Genomic DNA, 22,402 nt, shown 5'->3' with positions numbered 1-22,402 from the left:
GCTCCACCGCGCGAGCCCGGGACGCCCAGCTACGTTTCTCCCCATGAAACGGATCTGGGCGGCGCTGGCCTACCTGGCGACGGGCATGTTGACGTCCATCGCGGCGTGGCTCGCTCTCGGCATCCTGCTGCTGTCCGTGGTCCTGCTGCCGTTGCTGCCCATCACCGCGCCGTGGATCCGGCGGATCGTGGACCTCGACCGGCGGCGGCTGGCCCGCTTCACCGGCGTCGCGCTGCCGTCGCCACCACCGCTCGACGGGCCGTGGCTGCACCGCGCGCAGGGCGTGCTGACCGACCCGCAGAGCCGGCGTGACGGGCTGTGGCTGATCACGAACGCCCTGATCGGGTCGTTCCTCGGGTCGTTCGCGATCGGGGTGGCGGGCGCGTTGGTGCAGCAGCCGATCGTGTTGCTGTTCTGGTGGGTGGCTCCCGGCGGGTTCGAGAACTCGTTCGGCATCCGCGTCGACTCGTGGCCGATGGCGCTGCTCAGCGTGCCGCTCGCGGCCGTGCTGGCCTTGATCGTCTCGCAGTTCCCGCGGCTGGCCGAGTTCGACGCGAGGCTGGCCGCGAGGCTGCTGGCGCCGCCCAGGGCGTCGCTGGAGAAGCGGCTGGCCGAGGTCGTGGCCACGCGGGCGGCGGCGTTGCAGGCGCACGGGGCCGAGTTGCGGCGCATCGAGCGGAACCTGCACGACGGCACGCAGAACAAGCTGGTCGGCGTGGTCATGATGCTCGGCATCGCGGAACGCACGCTCAAGCAGAACCCGGACAACGCGCTGCAGGCGCTGCTGCGCGCGCAGGACGCAGCGGGCGACGCGCTGGAGGAGCTCCGCAACGTCGTGCGCAGCATCCACCCGCCCGTGCTGGAGGATCTGGGACTGGACGGCGCGATCCAGGCGCTGGCGGCACGCTGCCCGGTGCCGTGCGTGTTGCAGGCCGAGCACCTCGGACGGCTGCCCGCGGCGGTCGAGGCGGCGGCGTACTTCGCGGTCGCCGAGGCGTTGACGAACGTGGCCAAGCACAGCGGTGCCGAGCAGGCGTGGGTCAGCTTGAGCATCATCGAGGAGAAGCTCACCGTCATCGTGCACGACGACGGCAAGGGCGGCGCGGACGAGAAGCAGGGGACGGGCTTGGACGGCATTCGCGGCAGGGTGGCGGCGTTGGACGGCAGTGCGGACGTGAGCAGTCCCGAGGGCGGGCCCACTGTGCTCACCGTCGTGCTGCCGGTGGGGAGGTGAAACCGTGCGCATCGTGATCGCCGAAGACGACGCACTGCTCCGTGAGGGGCTCACGTTGTTGTTGCGCAACGAAGGTCTCGACGTGGCGGCGGCCGCGGGCAACCCGGACGACTTTCTCAAGGCCGTGGCCGAACACGAGCCGGACATCGCCGTTGTCGACGTGCGGATGCCACCGACGTTCACGGACGAGGGGTTGAAAGCAGCCGTCGAGGCGCGGCGCAGGCACCCGAAACTGGCCGTGCTGGTCCTGTCCGCGTGGGTCGAGCAGAGCTACGCGCACGAACTGCTCGCCAGCTCGGGTGGCGGCGTCGGCTACCTGCTCAAGGAACGCGTCGGCAAGGTCGCGGACTTCCTCGACTCGCTGCACCGCGTCGCCAACGGCGGCACGGCCCTCGACCCCGAGGTGGTGTCGCAGCTGCTCGTGCGGCGCAAGGCGGACGACGCGCTCGGTGTGCTGTCACCGCGGGAGCGCGAGGTCCTCGGGCTGATGGCGGAAGGCCTGTCGAACGCCGCCATCGGCGAGAAGCTCGTCATCAGCGCGGGAGCGGTGCACAAGCACATCGGCAACGTGTTCCTGAAGCTCGGCCTCAACAGCGAGGACGGGTCGGGCGACAGGCGCGTCCAGGCCGTGCTCGCCTACCTGGATCACTGAGGACGGACGAACGGGAAGAGCACGGTCTGCCGGATCGACGTGCCGGTCAGCATCATCAGCAACCGGTCGACGCCCATGCCGAGCCCGCCGGTCGGCGGCATGCCGTGCTCCAGCGCCCGCAGGAAGTCCTCGTCCAGCTCCATCGCCTCGACGTCACCGGACGCGGCCTTCAGCGACTGCGCCTCCAGCCGGCGCCGCTGCTCCAGCGGGTCGGTCAGCTCCGAGTAGGCCGTGCCGATCTCCGCGCCGAACGCCACCAGGTCCCACCGCTCGGCCAGGCGCGGGTCGACGCGGTGCTGGCGGGTCAGCGGCGACACCGACGTCGGGAAGTCGATGTAGAAGGTCGGGCCGACGGTCGAGGCCTCCACGAACGAGTCGTAGGCCTCCTGCACGAGCTGGCCGTGGTCCCAGTCCTCGTTGATCTCCACGCCCCGTGCGCCCAGCAGCGTGCGCAGCTCCGCGACGGGCGTGTCCGGCGTGATCGACGCGTTCAGGGCGCTGGAAACGGCCGTGTAGACGGGAACCACCGGCCACTCGCCCGAGAGGTCGAACACGCCGTCCGGCCGGTGCGCGACCTCGGACCCGAACGCCTCGCGTGCCGCGTGCTGGACCAGCGTGCGCACCAGGTCGAGCATGACCCGGTAGTCCGCATAGGACTGGTAGGCCTCCAGCATCGTGAACTCGGGGTTGTGGGTGGCGTCCGCGCCCTCGTTGCGGAAGTTGCGGTTCAGCTCGAAGACCCGGTCCACGCCCGCGACGCAGAGCCGTTTCAGGTACAGCTCCGGCGCGATCCGCAGGTACATCCGCATGTCGTAGGCGTTGATGTGGGTGACGAACGGCCGTGCGTTCGCGCCGCCGTGCACCGCCTGCAGCATCGGCGTCTCGACCTCGAGGTACTCCTGGGAGTGCAGGAACTCGCGCACGCTGCGGATGACGTCGCTGCGCAGCTTCAGCAGGTGCGCCGAGTCCTGGTTCACCACCAGGTCGAGGTAGCGCTGGCGGACGCGGGCCTCCGGGTCGGTGAAGCCCTTCCGCTTGTCCGGCAACGGGTGCAGGCACTTCGCGGTCATCGTCCACGACGACGCCAGCACCGAGATCTCGCCGTGGTCGGACTTGACCACCTTGCCCGTGACGCCGACGTGGTCACCTAGGTCGACGTCCGACTTCCACGACGCCAGGGCGTCCCCCAGCGAGTCGACGGTCAGCATCAGCTGGATCTCGCCGCTGAAGTCCCGCACCCGCGCGAAGCAGAGCCTGCCCATCTCCCGCAACGCGACCACGCGTCCGGTGACCGAGACCTCCTCGCCGAAGCGCTCGCGTGCGCCGGCGAGGAGATCGGTGCGCGGGAACCCGACCGGATACGGGTCGACGCCCTGCGAGAGGAGCCGTTCGACCTTCGCGATCCGCACCCGGACCTGCTCCGGCCTGCGCACGGACTTCGGTTCGACCCGGATCGCGTCGATCTCGGCGACCCGCGCCGCGAAGTCGTCGCTGACGTCCGTCTTCTGCAGCGCGCGCTTGCGCAACGACCGCAGCGACGGCACGAAACCCTCGGCGACACCGGCGGCGATGCTGACCCGCGGCAGCGACCGGGACCGCTGGTAGCAGAGGAACCTCGGCTCCCACTCCGGCAGGTACTTGGCGTTCGAGCGGTACAGCGACTCCAGCTGGAAGAACCGCGACGCGAGCGACAGCACCCGCCGCCACGCCCGCAGCACCGGTCCGGCGCCGATCTTCTCGCCCTCCTCGAACACCGCGCGGAACATCGCGAAGTTCAGCGAGATCCGCTGCACGCCGAGATGCCCGGCGGCGGACGCGAGCTGGGCGACCATGTACTCGTTGAGGCCGTTCTCCGCCCCGCGGTCGCGGCGCATGAGGTCGAGCGACACGCCCCGGCGGCCCCACGGCACGAACGACAGCAGGCCGCGCAACGCACCCGACGCGTCGTATGCCTCCACCATCACGCACCGGCCGTCGCTCGGATCTCCCAGGCGCCCCAGCGCCATCGAGAAGCCGCGCTCGGTCTCGGCGCCGCGCCACGCCTCGGCGAGGTCCAGGATGGACGCCATCTCGTCCGGCGCGATCTCGCTGTGGCGGCGGACGCGGGTGGTGTACCCGGCGCGTTCGACGCGGGACACCGCCTGGCGCAGCCCTCGTCGTTCCGGACCGGCGAGGACGAACCGGCGGACGTCCAGGACCGCCTCGTCACCGATCTCCAGCGCCTTGAGGCCGGCGTCGGAGTAGACCTGCGCGCCTCGTTCGGACGCGCCGAGCACGCCCGGCGTCCAGCCGTACGTGCGCGCCTCGGCGAGCCACGCCCGCACGGCCTCCGGCCAGTGCTCCTCGTCCCCGACCGGGTCGGCGGAGGCCAGCGTCACGCCGCCGATCACCCGGTACGTCAGGGCCGCCCGGCCGGACGCGGCGAACACCACGCTCTTGTCGCGCCTGGTCGCGAAGTACCCCAGGGAGTCGGGCTCGCCGTCGGCCGCCAGCAGCCGGCGCACGTCGAGCTCCTGCTCGCCGGTGATCATGCTCTGGCTGCGGACGCCGCGGAAGAACAGGTACATCGCCCAGATCGCGACCAGCACGCCGCACAGGCCCAGCACCACGCTCAGCCACTGCGGGCCCTCGGGGATGTCGAGGCGGCCGAGCCGGACGACCTCGCCCGTCGCCTGGTTGGCGGCCCACGCGAGCTTGTCGGTCTGCGCGACCAGCCCGCCGGGGAAGACCTCGGTAAGACCCCAGCCGACCGCGATCAGCGCGATCATGCCCAGCACGAACGACGCGAGCGCCCACCGCCACGCGCCGCGGGCCAGCCGGGCGGGGAACGCCTCGCGCACCACGAACAGCAGCACCACGAACAGCACGGAGGTCGTGGCGCCGACACCGAGGAAAACCCAGTGCGGTTCCTCGCCCGGATCCAGGACTTCTTCAGGTGCCAGGGCCAAGATGACCATGATGAAGCCGACCAGCAGCAGGCCGATGACCTGGAACAGCAGCAGCGTCCACAGCGCCGCGCGCTTGTGCCTGCGCAGGGCGGCGCCGAGCACGAAGAACACCATGGCGATGAACAGGTTGCCGTCGATCGGCAGACCGAAGAGGTACCCGATGCCGTCGGCGAGGTCGGTGAACCAGCCGTCCTCGGGCAGAATGACCCTGAGCAGCGACAACACCCCGGCCAGCTGCACGATCGTCGCGATCGCGCCCGCGGTCTTCCACTTCCACGCCGGTGCCACTACCACTCCCGAGGTCAGCCGATGACCGTCATGATCCCGTCTTCGGCCGGAAGGGTGCATGTCGCCGCCTCCGGGCGTGTCGAGGGGCCGGTCGTGGTGCTCAGCTCGGGCCTGGGCGGGGCCTGGTTCGACTGGGACCGCACCGTGCGGCTGCTGGCACCGCACGCGAGGGTGGTCGTGTTCGACCGGCCGGGACTGGGGTTGAGCGGCCCCGCCCGGCGCGGACCGTCGCTGGCACGGGAGGTGGCCGTGCTCGACGCGGTGCTGCGCGGGGTGCCGCGGGCGGTCCTGGTCGGGCACTCGATGGCGTCGATGCACGTCGAGGCCTACGCGCGGCTGCGGCCGCACCGGGTCGACGGCGTGGTCCTGCTCGACCCGGACGCCGAGACGCCGGGCGCGGGAGCCCCGTTCGACGTGTCGGCGGTGATCGCGCAGGGCGTGCGGGCCATCGGCAGCCGCTGGCTCGGCGCCCGGATCACCCAGCGGTACGGGCACTCGTTCCGCAACCTGCTGACCGCTGTCTCGACGCTCGGCGTGACCGATCCGGCACCCTCCGACCTGGTCGAGCTCGTCTACCGGCGCCCCGGCGTCGGGCGGGCGGTGCTGTGGGAGCTCGCGTCGTACCCCGGCCAGGTGGCGACGCTCGAACGGCTGCGCAAGCGCCGGCCGTTGCCCCGTGTGCCGTGGTTGGTGCTCACGGCCGGGCGGAAGGTGTGGCCGGAGCACCGGTCGTTGGCCGCCCTCGTGCCGTGGGGCCGCAACGTGCCTGTTCCCGGCAGTCGTCACATGATCCAGATGGACCGGCCGGACGCCGTGGTGATGGCCGTCCGGGAGGCGCTCAAGGGGCTGCCCGAGGAGTGATTCGAAGGGCCAGGCATGTGACGGTAACCGCATCTGCATTCCGTTTGTCGCCAACGGTGCCACTCTGGTTCTCGGCAACCGTGCACAAAGCGCCCGGGGACCCACTCAGGTGGGCTTCGAGGAAAGGAACGGTCGACGATGACCACTGCCGAAGTTTCCGCGCCCTACGGCTCCGGAGCGGGCCAGAAGCCCCCGGCCAAGCGGGTACGCGTTCACCACCTGCGTGAGATGAAGGAACGCGGCGAGCCGTGGCCCATGCTCACCTCGTACGACACCTTCACCGCCTCGATCTTCGACGAGGCCGGCATCCCCGTCCTGCTGGTCGGCGACTCGGCCTCGAACACCGTCTACGGCAACGACACCTCGCTGCCGGTCACCGTGGACGAGCTCGTACCGCTCGTGCGCGCGGTGACGCGCTCGGTCAAGCGCTCTCTCGTGGTCGCCGACCTGCCGTTCGGCTCCTACCAGGTGTCGGTGGAGCAGGCCGTGGCGACGGCCGTCCGGTTCATGAAGGAAGGCCAGGCGCACGCGGTCAAGCTGGAGGGCGGCGCCTACTTCGCACCGCACATCCGCGCGATCACGGCCGCGGGCATCCCGGTCATGGCGCACATCGGCTTCACCCCGCAGTCCGAGCACCAGCTCGGCGGCTACCGCGTGCAGGGTCGTCACGAGAACCACGACGTGGTGCTCCAGGACGCGATCGCGGTGCAGGAGGCGGGCGCGTTCGCGGTCGTGCTGGAGATGGTGACCGCCGAGGTCGCCAAGCAGATCACGCACGACCTGGTCATCCCGACCGTGGGCATCGGTGCCGGTCCGGACACCGACGCCCAGGTGCTGGTGTGGCAGGACATGATGGGCCTGAACCGCGGCAAGGCGCCCCGGTTCGTCAAGCGCTACGCGGACATCGGCAACGTCATGCTGGGCGCGGCCACCGAGTTCGCGAACGAGGTGCGCGGGCACCAGTTCCCCGGCCCCGAGCACACCTTCCACTGAGTTCCGTCGCTAGCGGGTCCAGACCTCCGGGTCTGGGCCCGCCGGCACGATCCCGGTCGGATTGATGTCGTGGTGCGTCACGTAGTAGTGGCGCTTGATGTGGTCCCAGTTCACCGTGTCCCCGAACTGGGCGTAGAGCCGTTTCGCGTACGCCCACAGGTTCGGCATCTCGGTCAGCTTGGTCCGGTTGCACTTGAAGTGGCCGTGGTAGACGGCGTCGAACCTGACCAGCGTGGTCCAGAGCCTGATGTCGGCCTCGGTGAGCTGCTCGCCGACCAGGTGCGTGCGGGTGGCGAGGTGGGCCTCGATGCGGTCCAGTTCGGCGAACAGGTTCGCGTAGGCCTGCTCGTAGGCCTCCTGTGACGTGGCGAAACCGGCCTTGTAGACGCCGTTGTTGACGTTGTGGAAGATCGGCTCGATCCAGGCGTCGATCTCTTCGCGCAGGTGTTCCGGGTAGAGCGTGCTCTCCGGGCGCCAGCGCAGGCTGAAGTCCAGCGTGATCTGCGGGTAGTCGTTGGTGACGACCTCCTTCGTGGTCGTGTCGACCAGGGCCGGAACGGTGACCCGGCCCTCGTAGCCCGGGTCGGCGTTGTCGTAGGCCTGCTTGAGGTAGTCGATGCCCAGGACGGGGTCCGTCTCGGCGAACCGCCAGCCCTTCTCGTCGCGGATCGGGTCGACGACAGCCAACGAGATGGCGTCCTCGAGGCCGAGGAGCTTGCGGACGATGACCGCGCGGTGCGCCCACGGGCAGGCGAGGCTGACCACGAGCCGGTAGCGGCCCGGCTCGGGCTCGGGCCGCGCGGTGAAGCGGTTCGGCTGCCTGACGAACGCCCCCGTGGTGGAGGTCTCCTGCGAGAACTGCGCCATGTGCTCGACGATAGGCCCATGTACCCGGAGATCGAGCCCCACGCGTCAGGCCACCTGGAAACCGGTGACGGCAACCTCGTGTACTGGGAGGAGTGCGGCAACCCGTCCGGCAAGCCCGTGGTCTTCCTGCACGGCGGTCCCGGCGGCGGCTGTTCGCCGTCGCACCGGCGCCTCTTCGACCCGTCGGCCTACCGGATCGTCCTGTTCGACCAGCGCGGGTGCGGGCGTTCGGTGCCGCACGCGTCCGTGTCCGGTGACCTGTCGCTGAACACGACCTGGCACCTCGTGACCGACATGGAGAAGCTGCGCTCGTCGCTCGGGATCGACCGCTGGCAGGTCTTCGGCGGCTCCTGGGGCTCGACGCTGGCGCTCGCGTACGCCGAGACGCACCCCTCGCGCGTGTCGGAACTGGTGCTGCGCGGCATCTTCACGCTGCGCTCGTCCGAAGTGGACTGGTACTACCGCGGCGGGGCGGCGAACCTGTTCCCGGACCTGTGGGAGAAGTTCATGGAGCCGCTGGCCGGTCTGTCGGGCGATCCCGTCGAGCTGTACGCGAAGCTGCTGGCCTCCGAGGACCCCGAGGTGCACGGGCCCGCCGCCGTCGCGTGGAGCACGTGGGAGGGCGCGACGGTGACTTTGCTGCCGCGGCCGGAGCTGGTGGCCGAGTTCGCCGTGCCGGAGTACGCGCTGGCGTTCGCGCGGATCGAGAACCACTACTTCGTGCACCGCGGGTGGCTCGAGGAGGGGCAGCTGATCCGGGACGCGGTGCGGCTCAAGGACATCCCGGGCGTGATCGTGCAGGGGCGGTACGACATCGCGACTCCGGCCGTGTCGGCGTGGGACCTGCACAAGGCCTGGCCCGAGTCGGAACTGGTGCTGGTGCCGGATGCCGGGCACGCGTACGACGAGCCCGGCATCCTGGCGGCCCTGCTGGCGGCGACCGATCGGTTCAGGCCCTAGCGCAGGCCGTTCCACTTCGAGCTGGAGGTGCTGCAGGTCGCGACCGTCACCTGCGCGGTGAGGCACTTGTTGGTGCCGACGTTGCGGAACTGGAACGAGGTCCCCGTCGGCACCCGCCGCCACCGCTGGTTGGCGCTCGAGGTGCAGGCCTGGCCGACCACGTCACCGGCGGCGGTCGCACCCAGACACCTCTCGGTGGCGATGTTGTGCGGCCAGTCGACCCCACCGCTGATCGGGACGAGCCAGCGCTGGTCGTCGGCGAGTTCGTTGCACGGCTTCAGAACGACGTCGGTGCGCACGTCGGCGAGGCAGCGGGTGCTGCCGGCGAGCTGGTAGACGACGACGGGGTCGGCGCTGGCAGGGACGGCGGTGAGCGTGACGGTGGCGGCGGCTGTCGCGATGATCGCGGCTAGTTTCCCCATGGCCGAGAATCCTGACAGCGCACGGGGTTGCGCGAATCCACCCGTGGTTGTCAACCCTGGCCGTAGTCCAGTGCCCTCTCCAGGGCAGGCTTTGCTTCTACGAGCGAAGGCCCGTACCAGGTCAGGTGCCTGCCGTTGACGAGCGCGTAGGGCAGGCCGGGGAAGCTCTCCGGGCCGTCCTCGTGGGTGAACACGTACGGCTCGTCCGGCAGGATCACGAGGTCGGGGCGCTTGTCGTTGAGCTCGTCGAGGCTCGGACGCGGGTAGCGCTCTTCGTGCGTCGCGTAGACGTTCTCGATTCCCAGGCGCCGCAACACATCGGTGGCGAAGGTGTCGCGGCCGACGACCACCCACGGGCGGCGCCAGACCGGGACCACCGCGGTGAGCTTCGCGGGTTTCGTGTCGCGCCACAGCTCTTCGGCCTCGGTCAGCCACTCGGGGACGAGGTCCCAGCCGAGCGCGAACAACCTCCTGAGCGACTCCAGCGCCATCGGGACCGTCTTCGGCGCCTCGGTCACCCAGACGTTGACGCCGTTGGCGCGCAACCGGTCCACGTCCTCCGGGCGGTTCTCCTCGGAGTTCGCGATCACGAGTTCGGGGCGCAGCGCCAGGACCTCGTCGACGTCCGGGTACTTCGACCCGCCGACGCGGGCCACGTCGAGATCGGCCGGGTGGGTGCAGTAGTCCGTCGCGCCCACGAGGGATCCGGGCACGGTCGCGGCGACGGCCTCGGTGATCGACGGCACCAGGCTGACCACGCGTCGAGGCTGGTCCAGCGCCACCGGCTCACCGAGGTCGTCGACGGGGAGCATCAGACTCCCGTGATCTTCAGGCCGGCGTGGGTCTTGTACCGGCGGTTGACCGCGATGAGGTTGGCGGTGAACGCCTCGACCTGGTGGGCGTTGCGCAGCCGGCCGCCGTAGACGCCGCGGAAGCCGGGCACGAGCCCGGCCAGTTCCCGGACGGTGTCGGTGGCCTCGCGGTCGTCGCCCAGCACCAGGACGTCCATGTCCACTTCGGACACCGACAGGTCGGCGAGCAGCACGGCGGACACGTGGTGGAACGCGGCGGTGACCCGCGACTCCGGTAGGAGGAGCTCGGCCTGCTGCGCCGCGCTGCCCTCGGTGACCGGCAGGGCGAACGGGCCCTGCTTGTCGAAGCCGAGGGGGTTCACGCAGTCGATGACGATCTTCCCGGCCAGCTGGTCGCGCAGACCGGCGAGCAGATCTCCGTGCCCGTCCCACGGCACCGCGACCAGCACGACGTCGGAGTCGGCGGCGCAGTCGGTGTTGTCCGCGCCCCGGACGTCGCCGCCCGCGATCTCGACGATCTCCTTGGCCGCCAGCTCGGCCCGGTCGGCGCTGCGGGAACCGATGATCACCTTGAGGCCCGCCTTGGCCCAGCGGATGGCGAGGCCCTTGCCCTGGGCTCCGGTGCCGCCCAGGACGCCGACGGTGAGGTCACGAATGTCTGTCACCCCTGCATCTTCACACGACCTGCCGGACGCGGGCTGCCCAACGTGACCTTCGCCCGCTTCTCAGCGCGCGTGCTCGAAGCGCACCCGGCGTTCGGCCGGATCCGCCTCGGCCAGGCGCACGCGGATCGACTCGCCTTCCGGGAGGCGCCTGCCGGAGCACTTGGCGAGGATCGGCGGCGCGGACACGAACACCTCGGCCTCGTCGTCCCCGGACCGCAGCACGACGGCGTCGAACTCCTGCCCGACGCGGCCGGCCAGCACCCACGCCTCGACCTGGTCGAGCGACGCCCGTTCCACCTTCGAGGCGAGCGAGTCGGACGACCCCATCAGCGCCGGCAGCAGCGGCAGGGCCTCGGCCAGCCAGGCCGGCAGCTCCTGCCCGGCCGTGACCGCCAGGCACACCTCGGTGGCGAAGCGGTCGACCAGGCGGCGCAGGGGTGCGGTGACGTGGGTGTACGGGGCCGCGACACCCGCGTGCGTCACGAGCTCGGGAACGGACCCGTTGAACGCCGAGTAGCCCGCACCGCGCAGCAGCCGCGTGGCGTCGGTGAACAACGCCAGCGACTCCGGCCGGGAAGCGTCCAGACCGGCCAGGAACGCCCCCGGCGACAGGTCGGCGGGCCACGCCACCTTCAGCGCCGCAGCGGACTTCCGCAGCGTGGCCACGGCGGCGGCGTCCGGGTCGGGCAGCGTGCGCAGGACGCCCACGCGGGCCTCCAGCATGATCGACGCGGCGGCCATGCCGGTCATCAGCGAGATCTCCGCGTTCCACGAGTCCACCTCGGCGCGGGGCCGGATGACCAGCTGCCAGCCGTCGCCGTCGGTCTCGATCTCCTGCTCGGGCAGCTGCAGCTCGATCGCTCCGCGCCGCAGGGCCAGCGCCCGCCGCAACGGCCCGAACTCGGCCAGCGCCGCCACCGACGGGTGCGGATCGCCCGCGTCGAACGACCTCTGCACCGACTCGTAGTCGAACTGGGCCGTCGACCGCACCATCGCCCGGCGCACCTCGACAGCTGTGGGGACACCGTCGGCGCCGCAGGTGAACGTCCACAGCACCGCGGGACGCACGACACCGGGCAGCAGCGACGCCGCACCCTCGGAGAGCACGGTGGGGTGCAGGGGAACGTTGCCGTCGGGCAGGTACAGGGTCTGGCCGCGGCGCCGGACCTCCAGGTCCAGCGGACCGCCGGGCGTCACGAACAGGCCCAGGTCGGCGATCGCGTAGTGCACGACGAAGCCGTCACCGGACTTCAGCACGCACAGCGCCTGGTCCAGGTCCTTGGCGCCGGGCGGGTCGATCGTCACCAGGGGCAGCGAGGTGAGGTCGGGGCGGTCTCCCGGGGAACGGGAGACCGCCGCCTCGGCCTCGGCGAGCACGGCCGCGTCGAAGGAAGAGGGCAGACCGAACTCGGTGCGGATGCCGTCGAAGGACACGTCCGCACGACCCGTGCGGATCACCAGGGAAGCCACCCGCACAGCCTATGTACCGACGAGTCAGTCCTCGTCGTCGCCGCGCCACTTCTTGTCGGACTCGTCCGCGGCCTTGGTCCGTTCGCGGGCGATCTCCAGAGCACGAGCCGCGGTGGCCTCGTCCGGGTACGGGCCCATCCGGTCCGGGCCCTTGCAGCCCTTGCCCTGCTCCACGGTCTGGTGGGTCAGGCAGAAGTACCAACCGCTGCTGTCACTCATACGCGTTCGCCTCCCAAAGGCGCCGGGAATCCCCGCGGCGGCGTGGACTGGTTGGCGTTGGCGTACTCCGACGGGATCGGGTCCAAACACGAGACCAGCACCGTGCGGTCTTCGGCGTTCTCGATCTTACGTCCGGAACGGTCGCGGTAGACGAGGGAGCCGTCGGAGTCGATCTCCATGATGGCGCCCACCTCGGCCAGCTGTTCCTCGTCGAGGTCGGCGAGCTTCTCGTAGCGCGACGGCACCACCCGGTACACCGGCCACTTCAGGTGGCCGTAGGTGCGGTGGAAGTCCGCGAGCAGGTGCACGAGGTGCTGCTGGAACGGCAGCGGCATGGCCTCGGCCAGAGCCCGTGGGATCACCACGTAGTCGGCAGAGACTCCCGGTGCTCCGGCCGCCATGTAGTCACGCACTGGTGTGCTCGACGCGGGCGGTCCGGAAGGCCTCGGGATGGGGTCGTGGTTGAACATGGAGCGCCTCCCCGCGATCTACACGCCCGGCCGGACGGCCAGCGGCATCAACTCGTAATAGTCCCAGTTGATCTTGCTGATCTTCACGACATCACCCGTCTGGGGGGCGTGGATGTACTCGTCGCCGCCCAGGTACATGGCCACGTGGTGCACCGTACGGGGGTTCGACGTGTCCGTCGCCCAGAAGATCAGATCGCCTGCCTGGGCGTCGCGCACCGGGAGGTGGGCGCCGCCCTTCTCGTACTGGTCGTTCGCGACGCGCGGGATGCTCACGCCGGCCGCGCCGAACGCCTTGACCAGGATGCCGGAGCAGTCCCACGCGTCCGGGCCGTTGCCGCCCCACAGGTACGGCTCACCCAGCTGCTCCTTGGTGAACCCGATGGCGATGCCCGCCGCGTTCGACGCCAGCAGGAACTCCCCCGCGCCCGAGCCGCAGCCCGCCGGGTCCGAGACCGCGCCCAGCTCGCTCAGCAGGAACGCCGCCATGGCCTCCCAGTTGTGGTACCGGTCCGGGAACGCCGAGCGCTCCACGGCCTGCGCCGAGTCACCGGGCCGCCTGTTCTCCCAGTCCGGCACCTTCAGCAGCACGTCGTAGAACTTGTTGATCGCGTACGTCGGGTCGGTGACCTCGGCCGGTGTTCCCCAGCCCATCGACGGACGCATCTGGAAGATGCCGAGCGAGTCGCGGTCGCCGTAGTTCAACGGGCGCAGGCCCGACTCGGTCATGCCGGCCTGGATCGCGATCTGCCACGCGAGCGGCGGCAGCTTGCGCTCCTGGCCGATGGAGATGATGCGCGCGACGATGTTGCGCTGCTCCTCGTTGAGACGCGACGCGTCGTGGCGGCCCTTGTCGCCGCCGCCCGCGTCCCACGGGCCGATGGCCGCGTTGCAGCTCATCCGCATCATGTTCGCGCCCGCGGCGGGGTTCGTGGAATTGCTGACGACCTGCGACACGCCTGACGTCGTGACCGCGATCACGACGATCATCGCCAGCGCCCCGATCAGCAACAGCACGCGCATGGCTCAGTCCACCTTCGTGTAGCTGTTGACGAGCCACTCGCCGTTCGGCGCCTTGACCGCCGTGATGCGCACCTTGCCGATGCTGGTGGTGGTCTCGAAGTCGATGGAGGACGTCGTCGACTTCACGGCCCTGACCTTGTCGAACGACGTCGGGACGTTCCTCGGGTCGATCGTGGCCATCTGCGCGAGGAACTCGGGGGTCGTGTACTCCTCCAGCTGCTTGAGCCACTTGCTGACGTCGTTGCCGGGTGGCGGCTTGACCCAGTTCTCCGCCCACAGCTCGGCGACGAGCTGCGCGTCGGCCGCGGGCGGTGCCGCCTTCGCCGAGTTGGACGGTGCGGGCGCCTTGGTCGGCAGCGAGGTGCCGCTCGACGGCAGCTGGCCGACCTGGGTGCCCTGCGACGACGTCGAGGACGGGCTCGCCGCGGACGGGTCGACCGGCTTGCGGTCGAGCACCCTTGGGATGATCACGCCAAGCGCGACCACGAGCACCACGAAGATGATGATCGAGGCGGCCAGGTGACGCGGGGAACGCAGCGGCCATCCCCACAGCCTGCGGTAGACCGCGGCGCGGCCGCGGTTGGTACGGATCGGCACCTACGCCTCCCTTCAGTTGTCCCTGACTTCGAAGCCGCGCGAAGGCCGGTAGATCACGTGCACTGGACGCCCTGCCACCACTTCCGTCTCCGCCCTGCGAGGTTCCTGCACCGGTGCGGAGTAGGCGCTGGACCGCGACGGCACGAGCACCGCGTCGTCGACCCTGTCCCACTGCCGGTCGGTGACCGTGGGGCTGTCCACCACGCGCGACCGGGCGGCCGGCAGCGCCGCCGGACCCGATCCCGCGGGCAGCGCGCCCGCTCGCACCGACGACGAGTCGCCACCGCTCACGATCTGGCCCGGCACGGAGTCGCGGTCGAGCCGCTGCGCCGTCGCCATGACCGGGTTGGACGCCTCCGGGCGCACCCGGCCGCGACCGCGCTGCGGCACCTCGTCGCCCTCGGTCTCGTTCTCCCGCACGGACTCCCAGAACTCGTCCTGCGGCGTCGGGCCCGCCTGCTTCTTGCGGCCCGTCATCTTCGACCAGACGCCGCCGCTCATCGGCAGGACGTTGCTCGCCGAGCCGACGGACATCTCGACCATCTGCCACATGCGGCGCAGCGGTTTGCCGATCACGAAGCACACGAGTGTCAGCATCAGGCCGAGCAACGTGCGCGTCAGCAGCGAGAGCCCGGTCGCGTTGAAGATCGCCTGCAGCAGCAACGCGTGCACACCCGCGAGGACCGCGAGGATCAGCACGTTGAAGATCGTCACGGCGGCCGCGCGGGCGACCTTGCGCAGCAGGTCGTGGTGCAGCAGCGCGACCAGGCCGATGAGCGGCCCGGCGAGCGTCAGGATGCGCAGCAGCAGCTGGGCCAGCAGCACCGCGGCCTTCGCGAACAGCTGGAACAGCGAGAACGCGACGGACTGCAGCAGCGCCAGGAAACCGGCGCCGGTGCGGCTGCCGTCGGCGCCGTCGAAGTAGCCCTTGGCGGTGCCGAGCTGGGCCTCCAGGGCCTTCCACTCGGCCTTCTTGGCGTCCAGGGCGGCCTGGTCGGCGTCCTTGCCCTCGGCGATCTCGGCCGTCGTCCACGCCTGCGCCTTCAGGATCCGCGGGCCGTACTCGGCGGCCTGCGGTGCCTCCGGCGTGCCGAACGCGCCGCGCAGCCAGCTCTGGTAGACGACGGCGTCGTGCAGTTTCGTCGGTAGTACGTGGAGCGTGCCTTGTTCTTCAGGCGCCTCGATGAACCCCGCCTGGATCTCCGATGTCTTGGAGACCAGCGTGTTGTCGAGGAGGTTGTAGAACTGCGGCAAGGCCAATGTGGACGTCGCCAGCCACATGGCCGCGAGCGCCCAGAGCCCGCGTTTGGAGATCGTGGCGAAGTCGCCCGTCCAGATCTGCCGGAACATCAGGATCGCGAGGAGCAGCGCCACCAGGCCGAACCAGCGCAGGTAGACGTTGTCGTAGACCTTCTGCACGCCGTTCTTCACGGCGTCGTCCAGCGGCACGAGCAGGCCGCGGCCCATCACCGTGTAATGCAGCGCGTTCGTGGCGCCGACGATGTTCTTGCCGATGCTGAAGAGCTCGTTGCCCGCCCACGTGTCGAGCGTGGCGTTGGCGTCCGGCAGGACACCGCACTTGGCCTGGTAGTTGTGCCAGACCATGCCCGCGTAGCCGTAGTCGAGGTACGGCGAGCCGGGCAGGCCGTTGCCGACGGGCGGGTCGAGCGCGCCGACCATGCCGGCGCCCGGCCGTTCCGGGTTCGGTGCCTCGCCACAGGATTGGGCGTGCGCCATCGGGGCACCCATGACCACCTGCAACGCCAGGATGGCCGCGACGAGGCCGACCGACCTGGTGCGTGCTGACGCGCGCAGCGCGAACCTCCGCCTTGCCCAGAGCAAGGCGGCGATCGCGAGCACGATCGTCAGCGCCGTCATGCGCCGCCGTCCCGGCGGCGGTTGGTGCCGTCACCGTGGCCCACCAGCTGGGCCTCTTCCTCCGTCAGGCCTAGTTCCATGTCCGCCGCCAGTTCGTCGTCGATCTCGTCGGGCACGTAGGCGGGCGGCTGCGGGGCCGCGTTGGGGTCGTCCACCGGCACGAGCTCGCCCTTGCCGTTGTCGCGCTTGGCATCGGGGGTCGTGTCGAGGGCGTTGCGCAGGTGCTCCAGGTGCGGGCCGCTGAAGTCGATGCGGATCCGCTCCACACCACCGGCGCCGTCGCCGAAGATGAACTGCCGCGGCGCGCGGTCGCGTTCGGTCGCGTTGCGCTCGCCACCGGGACGGCGGCCGAGCGAGGCGATGACCTGCTCGTACCCGGCGCCGATCGGCACCTTGAGCAGCCGCAGCGCGTCCGCCTGCGCCGAGTCGTCGTCGAGCCGGCCGACGAAGACCGAGTCGAGCAGCGTCACGAAGCCCTGGATCTTCAGGAAGTCGGCGGGGATCTGCGACGAGAGCAGCACGCGGACGTTCCACTTGCGCGAGTCGCGCGCGAAGCGGTTCATCAGCACGCGGCCGGTCGGGACCTCGGAGAGGAAGAACGCCTCGTCGATCCAGACGCCCTTGCGCTGGTCCTTCGGCTTCTCGTAGATCGAGCGCTGGGTGAGCCAGGCGGCGAGGTTCAGCATCTCGACGCCGAGCGACTCCGCGTCCGTCCAGTGCTCGCGGCCGACGCCGTCCTTCGGCAGGTTGAGGCCGGCCATGGTGAGGACGGTGAGGCGGTCGTCGCGCACCTCGTTGTACGGGTCGAGGTTCTCCTCGGGGATCAGCAACGACATGCGCTCGCGCATCTCGTCGAGGAAGTCCGCGACGACGACAGCGTGCTCGTGGTGCTCGGACGCGTCCCGGCGCAGCGCCTCGAAGACGAGACCGGGGTGGGCGTCGAAGCGGCCACCGACCGTGCGGACCGCGCGCAGCAGCACGATGCGCGTCTGCGGCAGGCGCGCGACCTCGTACGGCAGCAGGCCGGTGAGCACGTCCAGCACGAGACGGCGGCGGGTCGCGGCCGAGAGGGCCTTCTCCCGGCGCCAGGCCCGTTCCGGGTCGTCCTCGTCGAGGAAGTGCTCGATCATCGGCTCGGCGACCACCCGGTACGGGTTGAGGATGCCGGGCTGGGCGTTGAGCAGGTTGATCGGACGCGCGTAGGGCCGCAGCTCCGGCAGTTCGCACAGCGCGGACAGCGGACCGGACGGGTCGAGCAGCGTCCAGTGCGCGCCGGCCCGCAGGGTCTTGTAGACCATGCCGCCGCCGAGGAACGACTTGCCGGCGCCCAGGCCCGCGACCATCGCCGTCAGGCCCGAGGCGTCCCGGAGCTCCTGCGCCATCCACGGGTCCCACGCGACCGGGCGGCGGGTGGCCGTGACGGTCTCGCCGAGCAGGATGCCGCGCCGGTCACCGACCTCGGCCGTGGCCGTGGGGACGGCGGACGCGGCCCACAGCACGCTGCCGCGCCGCAGGTACGCACCGCTGGACAGCGGCTCGCCGGGGATGAACTCGCGGGCGATCGCGTACTGGGCCTCGGGGTGCTCGATGGCGACCTTCGGCTTGTACAGCTCCAGCAGCGACTGGGCCAGGCGCAGGGCCTCGCGCTCGGTCGGGCCGGAGACGGCGAGGCGCCACCACGAGCGCACCCGGGTGCCCAGTGCGGTGAAGCCCGACGTCATCTCGTCGTCGATCTCCAGCACGCGGCCGGCCTGGCGGGCCAGCGACTGCGGCGGTTCCAGCTCGTGCTCGTCGGTGTAGTGGCGGACCTGCGAGCGGACCTTGCTCATCTGCCGCGACAGCTCACCCGAGACCTCTTCGGGTTTGCGCACGTAGATGCGGGCGGACCACTCGACGGACGCCGGCAGCCGGTCCGCGCGCTGCACCCACGGGTCGTCGACCTCGGGGATCTGCAGGCCGTGCATGAGGCCGACGGTCAGGACCGCGACGTGCCGCTTGATGCCCGCGTTGGAGCCGGTGCGGCCGCGCACGGTCACCGTCGGCGAGTAGGGCTCCTGGTGGAAGTCCGCGGCGTCGGTGAACGACGCCAGGTCCTCCGGTTCCCACGCGGCACCGGGCACGGCGGGCATGTTGCGCGGCGCGGGCAGGCCCAGCGAGCACGACCTGTGCATCAGCCAGGACATCTCCTCGGCCGTCGCGGGACGGCCTTCGAGACCGGCGGACCCGATGACCTGGTCGAGGTGCTCGACCTCGGAGTCGAGCGCCACGAGCTCGGCGTCGACGGCGTCCGGGAAGACCTTGCGCAGCACGGGGGCCGCGCGTTCGACCGCGCGGTCCATCATGTTGCGGGTCTGCACCTGAACGCCCAGGTAGACCTCTTTCTCCGCCATCGAGCGGCCCATGAGCTGCTGCTGCTCGCCGACCATGTAGTCGTCGAACGACAGCGTGCCGGGGGTGTCCGGCAGGCGCTTGACGGCGTTGTGCACGTGCGCCTCGGCCCACATGCGGATGGGGTACGGCCTCGTGGTCACCCGCAGGTGCATCCAGCGGCCCTGCAGCTCGGCGTACTGCCCGGCGATGGCGGCGATCAGGTCCTGGCGCTGCGAGTCGCTGCGGAACGACCAGCGCTGCGGCGCGAGCCGGTACCAGGCGTAGACCTCCTGGCCGGTGCGCAGCAGGTGACCGTCGATGCTCCTCGCGGCGATCGACGGCGTGTAGCTCGGCACGGCCTGCTCGCCGGGCAGGCGGCGGCCGCGCTTCGAATAGGCGGCCCTGTCGCGGTCGCGGGGGTCGGCCGCGGCGTGCTGGGCGATGTGCTGGGCGGAGCGACGGTCACGGTCTCGCCGGCGTCCGAACACCGCGAACCTCCTTCTTACGGCTGTCTGACGTCCGGCGGGGCTGGGCCTGCTGTCTCGCCCGTCGTTGTTGTTTCTTGCTCAACTTGGGACGAGGCCGCTGCGGACTGACCCGGATCCGGGCGGCGCTGGCCGCCCCACCGGTGCTGGCCGTGCGCTCTCGAGGTGCGGTGAGCTCGCGGACCCACATCGACATGACGGCCGTGAGGGGCCGCTCATGGCTGATCCGCTGGGTGATGAACCGGGTGAGGATGATCGTCGCGACGAGGGCCCACGCGGTCGAGAAGAACCCGAACCCGATGCCCATCTGGCGCTCGATCGTGAGTACGACGAGGAACACGACGATCCCGACGCCCCACGCGACGTATCGCGCGCGCCAGGGGAAAGTCGCTTTGGGCGGACCGAGCCAGACGGCGTCGACCCGGTAGACCTCGTCGTCGGTGCGGACCCGCACGGATCAGCCTCCGACGAACAAGCCGGCGAGCCACTTGCCGATGTTCGCCCCGGCGTCTGTCGTGACCGCGAGGCCGATGATGGCCAGTGCGACGATCACACCACCGAGGCGGCGCATGACACCCGCGTTGTCGCCTTTGCCTCCGCCGAGCCACAGCAGCAGGAGTGCGACGGTCAGCAGCAGCAGTGGAACGATGTTGCCCAGGATCCAGTCACGGACGTTGCCTGTGCCCGGCACCGTCGGCTGCTGCTGAGCGAGTGTCACCAGGTCCATGGCGGTCATTTCTTACTCCAGAGTGCGCTGGGGCTTGCGCTACGAGTAGAACACGAGTTCGTCACGACGTGTGGGGCTGTTGCTGCGGGCTGTAGATCATCTGGCCGTTCCCCCTGCGAGGAATTACGTCTAATCTGGCCGACACATCATCACTGAGGAGACGTCAGTGGGGAACACCGGGCTCGAGATTCTCTCCGTCGCTGGCAAGGTTCACCCGACTGCGAACGCCCTGGTCACCCACAGTGCGTGCGTCTTAAACATGCGCACGTGTACAACCATGTGAATGCGCTGACCGGCCGGTTCGCGACCCGTTCGACCAGCATGGCGGGCGTGGTCCGGAGCGACGACTCCGAGGAGACTCGCCCATGCTCGAACCTGACCTCGTGCCGGACGGAAGTGTGGACGGAATCACAGCCTCCCCTAGTGCTCCAGGCGTGGACGAGCCTACCGGGCAGAGCACGCAATCCCGGCGCCGGGTCCAAAGGACGATCAACTTCGACCGGTCGGTGCTCGAACGGGCACGCGCGGCGGCCACCTACCTCGCCTCCTACGAGCCCCAGGCAGGGGTGCGGTCGCTGGCCGACATCGTGAATCCCGCGGTGCTGGCCTACGTGACCGAGTTGGAGGATCTCTACAACGACGGGGAGCCGTTCCGGCCGGTGCTGCGGATGCCTTCGGGGCGCCCGGCGAACCGGTGAAGCCCGGCGACCGCGAGGTCACCGGGCTTCGTCGAAGGTGCGGCCGCCGCGCCTAGGAGGCGCCGGAGATCCGCCAGAACAGGCCGGTCGAGGCGTAGTCGGGGCCGACGGAGCCCTTGCCCCAGAAGTAGTCGTTGTAGTTGCCGAGCGCACCCGTCGAGGTGACCGGGCCCATGCTCGCCCAGCGGACGGACGCGGGCTGGGTGTCGATGCTGGCCTGCGCCCACGCGTCGCGGACCTTCATCGGGTTGTTCCACCACAGGAACGGCGAGCGCCACATGTAGTGACCGAACTTGCCGCCGTGGTTGGCCGAGTTGTAGCTGACGGTCGTGAAGCTGTTGATCTGGTGCAGGCCGCGGAACGCCTGACCCCAGCGCTGCGCCCAGGTCTGGCCGCCGGTGCTGTCCTCGAGCACCAGGCAGGTGAACAGGCTCATCCACTCGACGTCGTTCTGGCCCCAGCGCGCGTCGGTGTTCGCGAGCTTGCCGTCGGTGTGGTTCGAGCAGCCGGTGAAGTAGAAGCCGGTGCCGGAGCCGTGGCCCTGCCAGTAGGTGAGGTCGACGTCGTCGGCCCAGTTGGTGTCGTCACCGCCCGCGAACACCGGGTCCTTGAAGTCGCTCTCCCACGCGTTGCCGTCGAGCCAGCTGAAGTCGCGGGTGATGCCGTGGTTGCCCGCCTCGGTGTTGAACGTGCCGATGTTGGCCGCGGTGTTCGGCAGGCCGGAGCAGTTGCCGGTGCCCTCGCTGCCGACCTGGGTGCCGAGTCCCTGGCTCTTGAACTGGGCGTCCGGACGGGGCTCCTGGCCCGGTCCCGGCTGCGGCAGCTCGGCGCCGACCGCGGCGGGCAGGGTGACGGCCTGCGGCGCGCCGCCGTCGTCGTTGCGGCCGGAGCAGCGGAAGGAGGGTTCGATCCTGTCGACCTTCTCCTCCAGCGGCGGGGCCACGTAGACGTAGCTCACGTCGGGCTTCACCGAGGCGCCCAGGTACTTCCGGCACAGCTCGGCGCCGTACGCGAGGTCGTTCACCTTGACCGTGCCGGCCTCGCCGTAGGTGCGGGCGGCGTGGCTGACCGCCGTCACGCCCTGCGCGTCGAACGAGACGCGGATGTTCGCGCCCTCGCCCTCCAGCGGAAGGCCGCCGAGCTGGAACGTGTACGAGACGCTCGTGTCGAGGTTCGCCGTGAGTGCGTTGCGCCCGTTGACGTCCGAGAGTTCGAACGTCGTGTGCTGCGCGCTCGGTGTCGCGTTGGCCGGCAGCACACCCGCTGCCCTCAGGCCTTCCTGCGCGCGCTTGGCGGCCTCGTCGGCGGGGATGGTCTTGATGCGCTTGATCGCCTCGGTGTCGAGCGCGGTCTGCGTGGTGGCGTTGCCGTCCTCGTCCGGCCTGCCCTGTCCTTTGTCGACGGTCGGCAGGTACTGGTAGCGCTGCTCGTCCGCGAAGGACACCGCGCCGGCCTCGGATCTCTGGACGTCCTTGAGGCCGAAGGCCCGTTGCAGCTTCTGCGCCTGCTCCTGGTCGAGACCGGAGCTCTTCACCCCGTAGACGGGCAGCTCCGCGGTGTCCGCGGTCGCGACCCCGACGGCTCCAGCGGTGACGAGGCTGGACAGGGCCAGCACCACCGTCAGCTTGCGTTGCATGTGTCTTCCCTCCCTTGGGGACGGCCGGCTGCAGGGGCCGGCCGTCTGACAGGAGGATCGGGCGCTGGTGGCGGTGATACCGGGAGTGGCCAGTTGTGGCGGGCGCGCCACTCGAACGGCCGAAATTCTG

General features: G+C 70.4%; 21 protein-coding genes. 6 read left to right on the top strand and 15 right to left on the bottom strand.

Annotation, left to right across the window (positions count from 1 at the left end; genetic code table 11):
• Window positions 1-43: 43 nt before the first annotated feature.
• Complete coding sequence (locus ORI60_RS28360; RefSeq protein ID WP_266041047.1) at window positions 44-1,234, top strand: sensor histidine kinase; 1,191 nt, start codon at window positions 44-46, stop codon at window positions 1,232-1,234.
• Window positions 1,235-1,238: 4 nt separating this feature from the next.
• Window positions 1,239-1,886 (top strand): response regulator transcription factor, encoded by a 648-nt coding sequence (locus tag ORI60_RS28355; RefSeq protein WP_266041046.1) that lies wholly within the window; start codon window positions 1,239-1,241, stop codon window positions 1,884-1,886.
• On the opposite strand, the gene lysX is transcribed toward ORI60_RS28355, so the two are convergent.
• Window positions 1,880-5,182, bottom strand: a complete 3,303-nt coding sequence (gene lysX / locus ORI60_RS28350) for a bifunctional lysylphosphatidylglycerol synthetase/lysine--tRNA ligase LysX (protein WP_266041045.1) — start codon at window positions 5,180-5,182, stop codon at window positions 1,880-1,882. The two genes, ORI60_RS28355 and lysX, sit on opposite strands and share 7 nt — an antisense overlap.
• Here lysX and ORI60_RS28345 point away from each other — a divergent pair.
• Together ORI60_RS28345 and panB are read left to right on the top strand one after the other, a co-directional pair.
• Entirely contained in the window at window positions 5,144-5,983 is an 840-nt protein-coding gene (locus ORI60_RS28345) for an alpha/beta fold hydrolase (RefSeq protein WP_266041044.1), read from the top strand. The two genes, lysX and ORI60_RS28345, sit on opposite strands and share 39 nt — an antisense overlap.
• A gap of 138 nt (window positions 5,984-6,121) precedes the next feature.
• On the top strand, window positions 6,122-6,976 hold the full coding sequence (gene panB, locus ORI60_RS28340) for a 3-methyl-2-oxobutanoate hydroxymethyltransferase (protein ID WP_266041043.1): 855 nt from the start codon (window positions 6,122-6,124) through the stop codon (window positions 6,974-6,976).
• A gap of 9 nt (window positions 6,977-6,985) precedes the next feature.
• Here the strand turns inward: panB and ORI60_RS28335 are convergent, their stop codons facing one another.
• A complete protein-coding gene (locus tag ORI60_RS28335) occupies window positions 6,986-7,843 on the bottom strand; it encodes a glutathione S-transferase family protein (RefSeq protein WP_266041042.1) in 858 nt (285 codons plus the stop codon).
• A gap of 18 nt (window positions 7,844-7,861) precedes the next feature.
• Between ORI60_RS28335 and pip the strand changes: the two genes are divergently transcribed.
• Window positions 7,862-8,803 carry a prolyl aminopeptidase gene (gene pip, locus ORI60_RS28330; RefSeq protein ID WP_266041041.1) on the top strand — a complete coding sequence of 314 codons (942 nt, stop codon included), beginning with the start codon at window positions 7,862-7,864 and terminating at the stop codon, window positions 8,801-8,803.
• Here the strand turns inward: pip and ORI60_RS28325 are convergent.
• Genes ORI60_RS28325 through ORI60_RS28270 form a run of 12 tightly spaced genes read right to left on the bottom strand, consistent with a single transcriptional unit; the run spans window position 8,800 to window position 19,947 of the window.
• Window positions 8,800-9,225, bottom strand: a complete 426-nt coding sequence (locus tag ORI60_RS28325; protein ID WP_266041040.1) for an RICIN domain-containing protein — start codon at window positions 9,223-9,225, stop codon at window positions 8,800-8,802. The genes pip and ORI60_RS28325 overlap by 4 nt on opposite strands.
• A 50-nt stretch (window positions 9,226-9,275) precedes the next feature.
• Complete coding sequence (locus ORI60_RS28320) at window positions 9,276-10,037, bottom strand: helical backbone metal receptor (protein WP_266041039.1); 762 nt, start codon at window positions 10,035-10,037, stop codon at window positions 9,276-9,278.
• Window positions 10,037-10,702 (bottom strand): NADPH-dependent F420 reductase, encoded by a 666-nt coding sequence (npdG, locus tag ORI60_RS28315; RefSeq protein ID WP_266041038.1) that lies wholly within the window; start codon window positions 10,700-10,702, stop codon window positions 10,037-10,039. Before npdG ends, ORI60_RS28320 begins: the two co-directional genes overlap by 1 nt.
• 60 nt (window positions 10,703-10,762) lie before the next feature.
• Window positions 10,763-12,172 (bottom strand): RNB domain-containing ribonuclease, encoded by a 1,410-nt coding sequence (locus ORI60_RS28310; RefSeq protein ID WP_266041037.1) that lies wholly within the window; start codon window positions 12,170-12,172, stop codon window positions 10,763-10,765.
• A 24-nt stretch (window positions 12,173-12,196) separates the two neighbouring features.
• Window positions 12,197-12,391: a hypothetical protein gene (locus ORI60_RS28305; RefSeq protein WP_030481005.1), complete on the bottom strand. Its 195-nt coding sequence runs from the start codon at window positions 12,389-12,391 to the stop codon at window positions 12,197-12,199.
• Window positions 12,388-12,861 (bottom strand): hypothetical protein, encoded by a 474-nt coding sequence (locus ORI60_RS28300; protein WP_266041036.1) that lies wholly within the window; start codon window positions 12,859-12,861, stop codon window positions 12,388-12,390. Before ORI60_RS28300 ends, ORI60_RS28305 begins: the two co-directional genes overlap by 4 nt.
• An 18-nt stretch (window positions 12,862-12,879) precedes the next feature.
• Window positions 12,880-13,881, bottom strand: coding sequence for a C40 family peptidase (locus ORI60_RS28295; RefSeq protein WP_266041035.1), 1,002 nt, complete (start codon window positions 13,879-13,881; stop codon window positions 12,880-12,882).
• 3 nt (window positions 13,882-13,884) lie between these two features.
• The gene (locus ORI60_RS28290; RefSeq protein ID WP_266041034.1) at window positions 13,885-14,478 is read right to left on the bottom strand and encodes a hypothetical protein; all 594 of its coding nucleotides are present in this window, start codon (window positions 14,476-14,478) and stop codon (window positions 13,885-13,887) included.
• A gap of 12 nt (window positions 14,479-14,490) precedes the next feature.
• A complete protein-coding gene (locus ORI60_RS28285) occupies window positions 14,491-16,356 on the bottom strand; it encodes a hypothetical protein (RefSeq protein WP_266041033.1) in 1,866 nt (621 codons plus the stop codon).
• Complete coding sequence (locus tag ORI60_RS28280; RefSeq protein WP_416234500.1) at window positions 16,353-19,214, bottom strand: ATP-binding protein; 2,862 nt, start codon at window positions 19,212-19,214, stop codon at window positions 16,353-16,355. Before ORI60_RS28280 ends, ORI60_RS28285 begins: the two co-directional genes overlap by 4 nt.
• Window positions 19,189-19,665, bottom strand: coding sequence for a hypothetical protein (locus tag ORI60_RS28275; protein WP_266041032.1), 477 nt, complete (start codon window positions 19,663-19,665; stop codon window positions 19,189-19,191). The genes ORI60_RS28280 and ORI60_RS28275 overlap by 26 nt, the downstream gene beginning before the upstream one ends.
• 3 nt (window positions 19,666-19,668) lie before the next feature.
• Window positions 19,669-19,947 carry a hypothetical protein gene (locus ORI60_RS28270; RefSeq protein WP_266041031.1) on the bottom strand — a complete coding sequence of 93 codons (279 nt, stop codon included), beginning with the start codon at window positions 19,945-19,947 and terminating at the stop codon, window positions 19,669-19,671.
• Between the two features lie 425 nt (window positions 19,948-20,372).
• Here ORI60_RS28270 and ORI60_RS28265 point away from each other — a divergent pair, with 425 nt between their 5' ends.
• A complete protein-coding gene (locus ORI60_RS28265; protein ID WP_266041030.1) occupies window positions 20,373-20,636 on the top strand; it encodes a hypothetical protein in 264 nt (87 codons plus the stop codon).
• 52 nt (window positions 20,637-20,688) lie between these two features.
• On the opposite strand, the gene ORI60_RS28260 is transcribed toward ORI60_RS28265, so the two are convergent.
• The gene (locus tag ORI60_RS28260) at window positions 20,689-22,272 is read right to left on the bottom strand and encodes a DUF6345 domain-containing protein (RefSeq protein WP_266041029.1); all 1,584 of its coding nucleotides are present in this window, start codon (window positions 22,270-22,272) and stop codon (window positions 20,689-20,691) included.
• Between the last annotated feature and the right edge of the window lie 130 nt (window positions 22,273-22,402).

This window comes from Lentzea sp. NEAU-D7 (genome assembly GCF_026242055.1).
Lineage (GTDB): Bacteria > Actinomycetota > Actinomycetes > Mycobacteriales > Pseudonocardiaceae > Lentzea.
Note: the sequence above shows the minus strand (reverse complement) of the source record. Positions and strands in the feature narration are given on the sequence as shown.